Origin of the sequence: Chitinophaga sp. MM2321 (assembly GCF_964033635.1) — a bacterium.
Classification (GTDB): Bacteria; Bacteroidota; Bacteroidia; order Chitinophagales; family Chitinophagaceae; genus Chitinophaga.
In genome coordinates, this window is sequence record NZ_OZ035533.1 from 4,269,158 (window position 1) to 4,281,790 (window position 12,633).

Here is a 12,633-nt window from a genome sequence, read left to right on the forward strand (position 1 = left end):
TGCTGTTTATGATTTCTTTTCAGGGAAATTATACGCGTATTTCCAGGTATCACTCATTTCAGGATATTGTTGTCTGCATGCCAGGTATTCCTCCATCATCCGCTTCATGTCAGGGCTCAGTGTTTCCAGGTATTGCGGTGTCAGTAAGTCGCCATTCAACAGGTAGAAATGCCAGGTAGGCGGATATTGTGCGCTGTGATATCCCATATGCAGCGTTCTTCTCGGGAGCTTCATCACTTCCGTGAATCCACGGTGAATAAGGTTGTTATTGTACAATACCGCCTGACCGGCTTTGAGCATAACAGGTATACCACCAGGCATGACTGCACCAACCGGTGCATAATGTTTTGAGCCTGCGAATGCTTCATTTTCTCCTGCCGTATTCCCCCTGTTATGACTGGCAGGTACCACCCACAGCGAGTTTTCGTCTACCAGCGGAAGATTGATCTGCACACTGTTATGGAACCGTTCCGGAGAGAACAGCCAGTCTTCAATTTCGGGTTGGGGAATCTGAATGATATCCCGGTGCCATCCGAGTGAGTAGGCTGTTCCTACGTTTGCCGCAAGGATAGAAGCATTATTAACGATCAGGTTGGGCCCGATGATTTCTTCTACAGCTTTTAATATTGCCGGATGATGAAAGGCATGATGAATGGATTCCGTACCTGGCTTTGTGAGCAGGTGGAAATAGTATTGCCTGGCTTCTTTTCCGAAATCGGCTATCTCATCGCCGAGATGCTGAAAAGAAGAGCTGTGTTTTTTAGTATCTCCGGCGGCGGATTTGGGGCTCAGTAATACATCCATTACTTCCCTGAAGGCAGCAATTTCTGCTGCTGAGAGAACATCGATAATAACATATCCGTCTCTCAGAAATTTTTCTTTGATTGACAACATCGCTTTAAGATAAGAGGGGTGTTAGTGAATAGTGACCTGTTGTTTGTTTTGTGCAGACAAGAGTCCTGCTTCCAGTACGCGCATAATTTGCAGACCGTCATGAAAGTTAGGTGCAATGGGTTCTTGCCCGGCAACGGCTTTGAGAAAATCAGCGGCGGCATGTATAAATGAATGTTCATAGCCGATGATGTGTCCCGGAGGCCACCAATTGCTGATGTATGGATGTACGGATTCAGTGGCGAGTATGGTGCGGAAGCCCCTTGCATGCGGAGGGTCGTCTGCGTTATAATACTGCAATTCATTCATACGTTCCAGGTCAAAAGCAAGGCTGCCTTTACTGCCATATATTTCAAAAGACAATTTATTTTTCCTTCCTGTTGCAAAGCGGGAGGCTTCAAAAGAACCGATGGCCCCATTTTCAAATTGTACCATCATCAGGGCAGCATCTTCTACTGTTACTGGACCTTTCCCGGTTCCCGTGGCAGTGGCTTTCAGATTGCCAACAGAATCTTCGCTGGCCAGTGGTCTTTCTGTAATAAATCCCGTAGTAAGACAAGAAACTGTTTTGATGGCGCCTATGAGGTAGTGTGCCAGATCAACAGCATGTGAATTGAGATCCCATTGTGGTCCTGCCTGTGCCGTTTCTTTTTGTAACTGCCAGGAGAGCGGAAATTCAGGGTCCACGATCCAGTCCTGCTGATATGCTGCGCGCCAGTGGAAGATGCGTCCGAGTGCACCTTCTTCTATCATTTGCTTAGCCAGTGCGATGGCTGGTACGCGGCGGTAATTATGATTCAGGTAATGTGTCACCTTATTTTCGGTACATACCCGCAACATTTCTGCGGCCTGTAGTGCCGTCATGGCCATGGGCTTTTCGCAGAAAATATGTTTACCTGCTGCGGCGGCAGCTATCGCCACTTCATAATGCAGGTGTTGTGGTAATGCAATATCAATGATATCTATATCGCTGCGGCTGATCACTTTTTTCCAATCAGTTTCTGTTTGTTCCCAGTGCCATTTCTGTGCGAATGCTTTCAGTTGGGATTCATTTCTTCCACAGGCTACCTTCAATACCGGTTGCGCCGGTACCTCAAAAAAAAGGGGTGCCTTTTTCCAGGCGTTACTATGTGCCTTCCCCATAAATTTGTAACCGATAATACCAATGTTGAGTGTCTTCATATCAGGCTATTGTATTTGAAAGGCGATGTTCCTCAGGGCTTTGATGCTTTGCGCCACCACAGCTTCTTCCTGGTTAGCATAATCAGGATGGAGGAAATCAATTTCCACGGCGAGGAAGCCTTCATAATTATTTTCTTTCAGTAAGCGGGCCAGCCTTACATTTTCAACGAGGCCCAATCCGGCAGGCACGCAGGAGAAAAAGTACCATTCATCTACGGGAACGCCTTTTACCGGCATAAGGTCTTTGATATGCGTGGCGAGTACGTATGGCGCCAGTTTTTTCATTGCCTTCACAGGGTCATCGGCTACACGCAGGAAATTGCCGGAGTCAAAGTTTACACCGAAGAACGGGGAGTTTACATCTTTTACTAACTGAAGTATTTCATCCGAGTTATAGTCGATATGATTTTCTACAGCCAGCTTCACATCATACCTGGTTGCGATGGCGGTAGCGGCGGCAAACATTTTAGTAAGTTTCTCCAACTGCGGACCATGGGGCTGAAATCTGAATTGTAAGCTGCTGCCCACTACCCGCATCACTTTTGCGCCGATTTGCTGCGCATATTCAATATGCCGGAGCATATCATCATAGGCTGCTTCATTGCTGCCTCCTTCCAGTCCGTCGGGATGGCCCCAGGCGTACACCCTGTCCAGTTGCTGGTTATCCAATGTTGTCTTGATTCCACTGAGATATGCGGGGGTGAATGAGGGAATAAAACAAGACTCCAGTGAAATGCCGTCAATGCCCAGCTCTGGCAGCCTGGAGAGGAATGTGTCAAAGGACAATTCTTTCGCGGGCGCTTGTTGTCCGGGATATACTTCACCAAATAAGCGGTGGTAGCAATAGCTATCGATACCTACTTTCATAGTATTGATTTACAGTGTTAAATGGACACACGATTTCTTCCTGCAACAGGTGTTTTACTAAAATAGTGTACGTTAACTATTTCAAAAGTATACAATATTGCAGCATATCCAAACTTTTTTTTTATTATTTTTTCTGTTAGGTCTTTTATCTACTTTTGAAAAAAAAATTATTAAAGAGAAGAACAGAAATATCGGTATTAAAGAAATAGCGGAAAGGGCAAATGTTTCCATCGGACCTGTTGACAAGGTATTGCATAACCGTGGCGGCGTATCGGAAAAAACGCGTCTACGGATATTAAAAGCAATCAAAGAACTGGATTACAAACCCAATATCCTTGCCAGCAGATTAAAATCAAAGAAGGAATACAACCTGGCCATCCTCCTGCCACAAGGTACCCAACAAATTCCTTTCTGGTTTGAACACCAAAAAGGTTTTGAACGTATTAGAAAAGAGCTGGACCAGTTTGGCATAAACCTGGAAACATTCCATTTCGATCAGAACAGTGCATCTTCTTTCACTACCAAGCTTAACAAAGTCATCAAAGGGAAGTATGACGGTATTTTTATGGTACCGGTTTTCTATAATGAAACCATCAGGTTACTGCGGCACGCCGGCAAAACAGGTACACCGGTGATCTTCTTTGACAGTAACATCACTGACCAGGGCAATCTCAGCTTCATTGGTCAGAATTCCAGGGATAGCGGCTACCTCGCTGCCAACCTGCTGGACTATGGCGTTTCTCCGGAAGCAACTTTACTGGTAGCCACTATTGTCAGAAAAGATGATAACCACATTCATTTCTCCGCCAGGGAAGCGGGTTTCCTGGCATATTTCCAGGAAGCAAACCGGAAGATCATTCACTATGAAAATAAAAGTGGTAACGACCGTGCAATAGAGAAAGAGATCACCGCTTTACTGCAACGGGAACCAGGTATTGAAGGCATCTTTGTGACGAATGGCATTTCTAAAATAGCCGCAACCGTTAGTCAACTCAATACCAACCGCTACAAACTGGTGGGATATGACCTCACCGATGAAAATATTTTTTTCCTGGAGAAAGGAATCATTCATTTTCTCATCAATCAACAACCCGACAAACAAGCTTACCAGGGGATCAAACTGTTTTATGAGTATCTCATATTAAAGCAACCGATCGCCAAAAGTTACTACATGCCTATCGATATTGTAACGCGATGCAATCTGAAATACTATCAGTAGTATTGTATCCATCCTATCCCCCTTTTCTGTTCCCGGAAATATTTTCAAAAAAATTTGGTAAAATCGTTTGTCTGCTTATCTTTGCAGCCCCTGACACGATATCAGTTGCCCAGATGGCGAAATTGGTAGACGCACTGTGTTCAGGTCGCAGCGTTCGCAAGGATGTGCTGGTTCGAATCCAGTTCTGGGCACAAAATGGACAAACTTCGGTTTGTCCATTTTTATTTTCGGGAAGACCTTAATCTTTATCGTTGAGTATTTCCCCCCATAGGAGAATACACCGGAACATAAAAGGGAGAATAGCCATTGTAGCCGCCTCTACTTACGCCAATGCTACCGGAAATGGAGAATGTTCTTTCATTATTGATATACATTACGCCTATTTTTGCATCCGAATAGGCGGTAAAGTTGTTAGTCTGCATCAAGCTATTGTTCTTGTTAATCGCAGGTTGATAAGGAATACTGTTGTAATGGAAAATATAAGGGGTCATCGATACGCCTCCGAAGGCGTACAGGTTATTGGTCAATTGACGGTTGACCTGCAATGCCAAAGGTACCGACAAGAAGGAACTTCCCCCTCCTTTAAATGCTACAAAGCCAGAGGATACGCCGGCATATTTTGTAACAAACCATTTCTTATAAATATTGTTGGTATCGCTTACCTGTTGAGGGTGTTTGAAGGCAGATTCCCTGCCATTCATAGCTCCGAAAGATGAGTCTATCTGTGCATTTACAGCCATACCCGACATTAAAATAGCAGCAAAAAGTATTATCCGTAACATACCATTAAAGATAAGCATCCTTTTTTATTAAAATGCTAACATAATCACAATATGCAAAATAGCTACGATTGAATCTGAGAGTGACATTTATATGGACCAGGTCACGAGAATCAAGGTATTTTTTTCATCTTATAAAAATTACTCAGTAATCAGCTTGAGCACATATTCCATCTGCGTATCGCGGTTCTGCATAAAATCACTGAAAGTAGGCCACACCGTATGATCGGGAATAATGCCCCTACCTACTGGTTGATCCGGCTTTACAGGTGCATCCTGATCTACATAAACAATAGAGAATTTCGTTTTTATTTTTGAATGAGGCAGTTCGTATATCACCGACATATGGCCGTTGTGGCCATAATATCCTCCAACGGTTTCTACTCCAACAATGGTGACATTGCGTGCATAGGCTTTTACAAGAGAAGCCAGGTGTGATGCTGCTGATGCCACATTTTCATCAATGAGTAGATACAATTTTCCTTTGAAACCGGGATGCTTGGGATAATACACCGGGTTGTATTTGATGTTCTGCATATTCCGGCCATTATGCAATGCCGGGAAATAATCTTTCAGCATTCGCTTTCCATCAGCTTTTGCCATCGAGTCCATCCTTTCTGCGGTAGATACACCCCAAAAATATTTTTCATATGGAATCCCGTCATCAAAGATCGTATAAGCCAGTGTATTTTCTTTGAAGCTGGAATCCGTCAGGTACATCATCGGTTGTTCAAAAGTAGGATCACTGCCACCGGGATTGCTGCGGATGTCCAGGATGAGGTTGGGTATATTGTTATTGTTAAGTGCCTGGAATACGCTGTCTATAAACGCTACATATACCGGAAAGGCCGGGTCCTCCAGTCCACTGGCCATGGAGAATATCCGCAGGTTCAATAAACCCGTTGAGGGGTTCACCATCTTAAAACTATATTTAGGTTGCACAGTGTAATCGATCACACTATCTACTGATGCACTATGACGCAATATTAAGTTGGCTGTTCGTTGCGCCAGCGATACAGCTGGTACTGTCACTGTTTGCTCTTGGGTAGCACCCGGGGCTACAAACGCGATGGCAAAACTATCTTTGATGCCGTACTCATACAGGTAACGCAATCCATAACTTCTGTTCACACTGCTTGATAGTTTTTCTGTTTGAGTAAAGCCATCTGCTGTTATGTATTTGTAAAAAGATTGCATCAGTTCCTTGTCAGTAATACCATTGATACCCATCACCCGCGATCCTACAGGGATTTGCGCTGTTTTGCTATTAAAGATCATATTACCTTCAATATATTTAAGGGCAAAAGGAAAGAAGCCACGTTGCCGATTGTAATATCCGACAAGATCGGCTTGCGGTTCTGTATAGTTATGGCAGCTTCCTTCAAAATCAGTCAACTGCAAAATGATCTTATAAAAGGCAAGTGTAGACATAGGCCGGCGTACCTCCTTAAAGGCCCATTTATAAATGCTGTCGATTTGCCTTTGGGTGCGGTAGCGATACAGACCAGAGTTAGCTTTTTTACGGATATCAAGGAACAACCGCAGGTCCTGCTTCATCTCACTGGGATGAAGCTGCCGGTTGTATATGGACAGGCTGTCGAACGGTTGTTTAGCCTGCTGGGATGAATTAGCGGTTGATTGTGCCCATCCCTGATGCGCAAGTAATAGCAAAAACAGTAATTTTTTCATATGATTTCCGGGTATCAGGCGCTAATCTACAAAAACCTTAGAATGTGACCAATTCGTACAAATTTATCACAAGGCTTTTTTTGTAGGTAGCTGAGTGATGTGGGGAATGGTATGCAATTACTCCACAGGCAAAGCAGTTTTTTGCCTCATGAGTTCAGCGCACGAATTCAACATGGACAGTTTGGCACTTTTGCAACCTCGGTCAAGTATTATAGGGTATGCGCGAAGCGTATCATAAAGCACTTGATCGAACTAAAAGTAATATTTTCGGATGAAACTTCACAATCAAGATATGGAGTCCGGTATGGCTATATCTGTACAAAGTATACCGGGTTCCCGAGGAGACCAATGCAGATTCTTATTGCGGGACAATATTCGAAAACTTCTGCTTACCAACAACATTATCTGAATAAAGAACTGTTTTCTTCTTACCAGCTGATTTATAGCATTTACCATGAAAGCAATAATAGAATATACTACCTGCAAAATACATTGCCACATCCCACCAATCACCTATATAGTATGTGTAAAAATGAGGCATAATCCATTCAAAAAACAGGGATACATACAATGCAATAAATAAAAGATATCCAAGAGAATATGTATAATACCTATTTCTGACTATAAATATACGGGTAAAAGTAAGCGTTAGATGTGACATGGCCGGCACCGCAATAAAATCGGTCAAATAGCCATTGAGGAGGGGAATAGGCTGGTGTATATACCGGCAGATATGAATAACGCTCCATACCAGGCAGTAAATAATAAATAAACGATCGAATAATTGCTTCATTTACAACACAAACATGACAGCTCCACAAATAACCAATGAAATGAGTAGAAACATAACTGCAAACAGGTAGAACCCACTGTGTTTAAGCATTTTCACCGGTAATACATCTCCAGGTTTGACAGGAAAAATACTGTTCCTCAATCGTTGAAGTAAAGGTCTTTCCTCCTGTTGTAGATCATTTAATTCGTCCGCCATGTTGTTCTTATTTAGAACAAATGTACTATTTTTATTAAAAATTAGTTCAATTGTTCTAAATTTGAATATGAATACTAAAGAACGCATTCTGATAACGGCTTTGAAACTATATAACAGCCAGGGCGTAAATACTATTACAAGCAGGCATATCGCAGCAGAAATGGGAATCAGTCCAGGTAATCTACATTATCACTTTAAGCATACTGATGAAATCATTCAAACGCTTTACGATAGATTATCCCTCGATTTTGATGCCATCATACTTTCAATGGAATCACCCGGCCACATTGACATAACTGTAATTAAAGATTTAACCAGGCGCTCATTCGAATTAGTTTATACGTATCGCTTTATATTCTTACATTTTGTGGAAATAGGGTTACGCATCCCCGCTGTAAAAAAAGATTACTATGCATTAACACAACGAAGAGAGCAGCAATTTCTGGCTTTTTTTGAAAAATTAAAGTCTGATGGCGTATTCAGAAGAGATATACCGGCAACCGTACTTCAAGCACTTGTTACACAAATTTTTATTATAGGAGACTTCTGGCTATCAAACAATGAATTAACACTAAAGCTGAAAGGAAGTAAGGCAGTAGCTCATTACAGCAACATCTTATTCAATCTGTTCTACCCTTACCTGGTAGATCCTGCACAACTAAGCTAGTGTTCGGGAATATCAAACTTACCGCTGCTTTTGTAGAATGGCGGTAACAGTAAATATTTTTAAAACGGGACCAGGTGAGGAGTAATTTCAATAATTTTATAAGGTCGGATTAAATAACAGCTGCAACAATATTATCGATATCATGCTACCACACACCTGCGATGTGACCAAACCAGTAAATTCTGTGACGAATGCCTACAAAGAGACAGGAAGCAAAGACGTTGACTTTAAGTTAGTGCTCCGGAGCACCTGATTGGTTCAATAGCTTACCACTATTGTTGATTTTTCAAGATTTCTTACTGGATATTACCGCAACCCGATAATTTAATCAGTTGCTTTACATCTTTAATCCAAATCTTTCGTCCCTGGGAATTTAAAATGCCGGCAGCTTTGAACTCTGTTAAAAACCTGACGATATTTTCATTGCCGGTACCTACCATATTAGCCAGATCACTACGGGAAAGATTGATCATAATTTCTTCGCCAGGCAATGTTTCTGCTTTAAATTTTTCGCGTAATACAATTAATGTAATCGCCAGTCTTTCTTTCACAGAACGCTGTGCAAATACAGAAATGCTATTTGTCAGCACCGCGAATTCATGACTGAGGGTTTTGAGTAACCTGCGTGGCAGCACACTGGATCTTTCCAGGGTAGTTATAAAATCTTCTTTGGGGATAAATGCAATGACACATTCTTCTAAGGTAGCGGCAGAATCAGGGTAACGTTCGTCTGCTAAAATAGCGTGGTATCCAATCAATTCACCTGTATTGGCAACATAAATAATTTGTTCCCGGCCGTTTTGATCCACCTGGTATTTTTTTACTTTCCCTTTTTTAACAAAGTAAATACCCGAAGCAACTCCTCCCTCTCTGAATATAACTTCCCCTTTGCTATACCGTTGTTCCTGCATGTGCGCACAGAGATCAGCATACTCATCTTCCGGCAGATTATTTAAAATGGACTGCGATTTAAAATTCCATTTATCAATAGGAAACAGACCAGCTAAACTCATAGAAAATTGACCTATTGGATAAAAAAAAGTGATTTTTTCAGCTTTCCAGTTGAAAAGTATCAGTGAACCTGAATGGCTTCAAAGGTACCTTCACCTTATGAAAGTATCAACTATTTCTTGTCCTGGGAGGTTATAATTTGATCCAGTACTTCAACAAGTGGTCTATATCTGTTCCCACAATATGATACCCATGTGGCGCTTCATCTTCATTGCAGTGGTAAGTAGCCAACCGTGTTCCTGCCGGCATTTTTTCGAGTTCTTTATATAAGTATCGGTTATATTGATTGTACAGGTACCTGGAGTAGGTAAACTTATCATCTATTTTGTAAGTACCGGGAAGGTTTTCATAAAAAGAGTTGAAAAAGTAAAAATGATTGTACTCCCTGAAATCAAGTTCTATCAAATTACCGTGCATGAAAGTAACATTCCCGAGTCCGACCATTTCTTGTGCAATGGTTGCATAACGTACCAGATCCATGCGCTGTTCAATACCGTAAAAAGAGGCTTCCGGGTTATAATAAGCGCCGCCCAGACAAAATTTTCCAGGCCCGCTACCAATATCCAATATCTTTACACCCGGCGTTGCCGCCAGGAATTCCGAAGCTTTCTGAACTACTTTTAGCGGAGTCCAATGCCTTTGAGCCAACGCCTGTATATAAAGCGGATAGAGATGGTGAAAATGAAAGTCGGAGGTAAACCATTTGTCTAGCTCTCCAGGTAAAGAAGGAGATGTTACCGGCATATTTTATCCTGTTGTTTTATGCAGCAAAGGTATTTATCAATCTATCTCTCTGCGGTAAACTTTATCATCCCAAAAAGTGATTTATATCAATTTTAAAATGGCTAATTTTAATCATTATGAGTATCAAGGGTGTTTTTCCGATAGATAAATGGGATTTCAAAAGTGAATCCATCCTTGCTGATTTGCCATCGGATATTTATGAGCTGCTGACAGCCCATAAAAGTGAGCAGGTATATAAAAGAAATGAGGTGCTTTTCAGAGAAGGCTCCTATCCATCCGGCATATTTTATATAACCAAGGGCAAGGTCAAAAAATATAAAGTAGATAATGAAGGGAAAGAGCAGATAGTCTACCTCGCCAATACGGGGCAACTAATCGGGTATCATGCCATTTTATCCGAAGACAGGTACCCGGATTCTGCGGCCGTGATAGAAGATAGTACCATTGCCTTCATTCCCAAAGAAGATTTTCTTAAAACACTGGAACATTCTCCTGTGCTCAACAACAGGCTACTCAAGGCTTTAAGCCATGAATTTTCGGTACTGGCCAACAGCTTGACGATGTTCGCACAGAAAACTGTAAGAGAAAGACTGGCGCTACAATTAATTGTTATCCGCGAGAAGTATAAAGTAAATTATGTAGCAGGAATGCCCGTAGAAATAAATATCAGCCGGGAAGATTTAGCCAGTCTGGTTGGTACCGCCAGGGAAAATGTTGTCAGGGTTCTGACTGAATTCAAGGAAGACAGCATATTAGAAACAAAAGGCAGAAAAATTATAATAAGAGATGTTAACAAGTTGATTAAAATAGCCAATTTAAAATAACCTTTGATAAGCCGGATGTTTTCTTCTTGCTGCCATTACTATCAGGTTCCCGCGATCGTTTTTCTATCCTGTATCCTGATATGGCGTACCATTTTGGAGACACGGATACGGAAAGCCTCATAAAACATGGCAATAACCAGTATGACAGCCGGAAAATAAAAAGTGAAGTATTTATATTGCAGAAACGCATATCCTCCTACAATACCACCTCCCAGAAAAAAGAATATGATCACAAGCCGCAGGATAATTTTCTTTTTGACATGGAGCACGTTTTTTGGGGAAGCCGATATCAGTGTATATAAATCAATACCAAGATCCGTGAACATGCCTGTAAGGTGTGTAGTTCTAACCACATAGCCCGAGATGGTTGACACCAGCGCATTTTGCATTCCCATGGCAAAAAGCAGGCTACCTGCAAAATATTCTGTTTTGATAATAGATTGATCAAAAGTATATCCGAAGCTCCCTACCAGTATAAGGATCACTATCTCACTTACAATAGGCACCACGTAGCCAAATCGTTTGTGCTGTCCTATTTTGCCGGTACAAAAACTGGAGAAAAATGCGCCGGCAAGAAAAAGCAGTAACCATAATCCAACCATGCGTGCAGACCGCAGATCCCCGGTTGCTAACTTCTGTGCCAATAACGCTGCATGTCCGGTTACGTTGGTGGTCAATACCGCAAATGCAAAAAAGCCTGCTGCATTTACCATCCCCGCTGTAAAACATAAAAGCACTGCCAGTCGCAGGTTGTGCTTATAATTCCTTTTTCTTCCGATATGACGTAGCATTTATTACCTCCATTGAACATTTACAATCAGTATAATTAAAAGCCAGCCTCAGACCATCCGTTTTTATACCAACGCCGTCATTGAATATTCCCGCAGGTATATAGACAGGTATATAGATGCGTAACGTAAACAACTCCATTGGGTACTGTTCCAATCGAGCGGCGATAAATCTTTGAGCCACCCGCTCAGTTGCAAAATAAAAAGTCTGGCTGCCTCAATATTCGCTGTTTTCTCCAGGTTGGAAATGGCTGCTGAAATGACCCCTTCTACCTGGTTGTTATTCTCTGTCAGCTGCAGTTTTTCGATCACCAATAATGTATGCTTATCTATTACCATTTTCTAATTTTTAAGCTATCCGCTGATTGTTCTATCTGTTATCTCTTTATCCACATTTTCAATAAAAAATCTACCGTTGCATCTACTAACTGGTAACTGGGAGGTACTTCATCTTCCAGGCTATGATAGGTGACTAACCTGGTACCGCTCGGCTTATCGTCCAGCCCTTTAAACATATAACGCGAATAATATTTATACAGACTTACTGAATATTCCATATCCTGATCAATATGCCCATCCTCCACCAGGTTTTCAAAAAAGGCATTATAAAAGTAAAAGTGATCAAAGTCTGCAAAATCAATCTGCGTAAAATTGCCATTGATAAAATCAACATTCCTGGCGGCTGTTAACTCTTTGGCGGCTTGCGCAAAATGATATAATTCTTTCCGTTGTTCCACACCGTAAAATATAGCTTCCTGAAAATGATGCCCACCAATAAGACAAAACTTACCGACACCGCTACCTATATCCAGTATTTTCCCTCCTTCTGAAGCCAGGAACTTTGCAGCTTTCTTTGCCACTTCTACCGGTGTCCAGTGCTGCCTGGACAATTGTTGTATCCTTTCCGGGTACAACCAGTCAAAAGCCGCATCATTTACATACCATGTCGGATCTAATGTAATACTCTTCATATTTTTTATCAGC

At 41.8% G+C, this 12,633-nt stretch carries 13 protein-coding genes and 1 tRNA gene; 4 read left to right on the forward strand and 10 right to left on the reverse strand.

The window, feature by feature from the left end; all coding sequences use genetic code 11:
- Positions 1–6: 6 nt before the first annotated feature.
- From ABQ275_RS16500 to ABQ275_RS16510, 3 genes are read right to left on the reverse strand one after another with little or no spacing between them, the layout of a single operon-like run.
- Positions 7–894, reverse strand: coding sequence for a phytanoyl-CoA dioxygenase family protein (locus tag ABQ275_RS16500; RefSeq protein ID WP_349314250.1), 888 nt, complete (start codon positions 892–894; stop codon positions 7–9).
- Positions 895–915: 21 nt separating this feature from the next.
- Entirely contained in the window at positions 916–2,073 is a 1,158-nt protein-coding gene (locus tag ABQ275_RS16505; protein WP_349314251.1) for a Gfo/Idh/MocA family oxidoreductase, read from the reverse strand.
- A 6-nt stretch (positions 2,074–2,079) separates the two neighbouring features.
- Entirely contained in the window at positions 2,080–2,940 is an 861-nt protein-coding gene (locus ABQ275_RS16510; RefSeq protein ID WP_349314252.1) for a sugar phosphate isomerase/epimerase family protein, read from the reverse strand.
- 97 nt (positions 2,941–3,037) lie between these two features.
- On the opposite strand from ABQ275_RS16510, the gene ABQ275_RS16515 reads away from it, so the two are divergent.
- Together ABQ275_RS16515 and ABQ275_RS16520 are read left to right on the forward strand one after the other, a co-directional pair.
- Positions 3,038–4,159 (forward strand): LacI family DNA-binding transcriptional regulator, encoded by a 1,122-nt coding sequence (locus ABQ275_RS16515; RefSeq protein ID WP_349314253.1) that lies wholly within the window; start codon positions 3,038–3,040, stop codon positions 4,157–4,159.
- A 107-nt stretch (positions 4,160–4,266) separates the two neighbouring features.
- Positions 4,267–4,350, forward strand: a tRNA-Leu gene (locus ABQ275_RS16520).
- 54 nt (positions 4,351–4,404) lie between these two features.
- Here the strand turns inward: ABQ275_RS16520 and ABQ275_RS16525 are convergent.
- Both ABQ275_RS16525 and ABQ275_RS16530 read right to left on the reverse strand, forming a co-directional pair.
- Positions 4,405–4,941 (reverse strand): hypothetical protein, encoded by a 537-nt coding sequence (locus ABQ275_RS16525; RefSeq protein ID WP_349314254.1) that lies wholly within the window; start codon positions 4,939–4,941, stop codon positions 4,405–4,407.
- 138 nt (positions 4,942–5,079) lie between these two features.
- A complete protein-coding gene (locus tag ABQ275_RS16530; RefSeq protein WP_349314255.1) occupies positions 5,080–6,627 on the reverse strand; it encodes a S41 family peptidase in 1,548 nt (515 codons plus the stop codon).
- Between the two features lie 1,055 nt (positions 6,628–7,682).
- Here ABQ275_RS16530 and ABQ275_RS16535 point away from each other — a divergent pair.
- Positions 7,683–8,282 (forward strand): TetR/AcrR family transcriptional regulator, encoded by a 600-nt coding sequence (locus tag ABQ275_RS16535; RefSeq protein ID WP_349314256.1) that lies wholly within the window; start codon positions 7,683–7,685, stop codon positions 8,280–8,282.
- A gap of 296 nt (positions 8,283–8,578) precedes the next feature.
- Here the strand turns inward: ABQ275_RS16535 and ABQ275_RS16540 are convergent, their stop codons facing one another.
- Together ABQ275_RS16540 and ABQ275_RS16545 are read right to left on the reverse strand one after the other, a co-directional pair.
- Positions 8,579–9,295, reverse strand: a complete 717-nt coding sequence (locus ABQ275_RS16540; RefSeq protein ID WP_349314257.1) for a Crp/Fnr family transcriptional regulator — start codon at positions 9,293–9,295, stop codon at positions 8,579–8,581.
- 130 nt (positions 9,296–9,425) lie between these two features.
- Complete coding sequence (locus ABQ275_RS16545) at positions 9,426–10,037, reverse strand: methyltransferase domain-containing protein (protein WP_349314258.1); 612 nt, start codon at positions 10,035–10,037, stop codon at positions 9,426–9,428.
- A gap of 116 nt (positions 10,038–10,153) precedes the next feature.
- Between ABQ275_RS16545 and ABQ275_RS16550 the strand changes: the two genes are divergently transcribed.
- On the forward strand, positions 10,154–10,861 hold the full coding sequence (locus ABQ275_RS16550; protein WP_349314259.1) for a Crp/Fnr family transcriptional regulator: 708 nt from the start codon (positions 10,154–10,156) through the stop codon (positions 10,859–10,861).
- 41 nt (positions 10,862–10,902) lie between these two features.
- Here ABQ275_RS16550 and ABQ275_RS16555 read toward each other — a convergent pair whose 3' ends face one another.
- The 3 genes from ABQ275_RS16555 to ABQ275_RS16565 form a co-directional block, all read right to left on the reverse strand.
- Entirely contained in the window at positions 10,903–11,652 is a 750-nt protein-coding gene (locus ABQ275_RS16555) for a YoaK family protein (RefSeq protein WP_349314260.1), read from the reverse strand.
- A gap of 63 nt (positions 11,653–11,715) precedes the next feature.
- On the reverse strand, positions 11,716–11,988 hold the full coding sequence (locus tag ABQ275_RS16560) for a hypothetical protein (protein WP_349314261.1): 273 nt from the start codon (positions 11,986–11,988) through the stop codon (positions 11,716–11,718).
- Between the two features lie 38 nt (positions 11,989–12,026).
- Entirely contained in the window at positions 12,027–12,620 is a 594-nt protein-coding gene (locus ABQ275_RS16565) for a methyltransferase domain-containing protein (protein WP_349314262.1), read from the reverse strand.
- Positions 12,621–12,633: the final 13 nt, after the last annotated feature.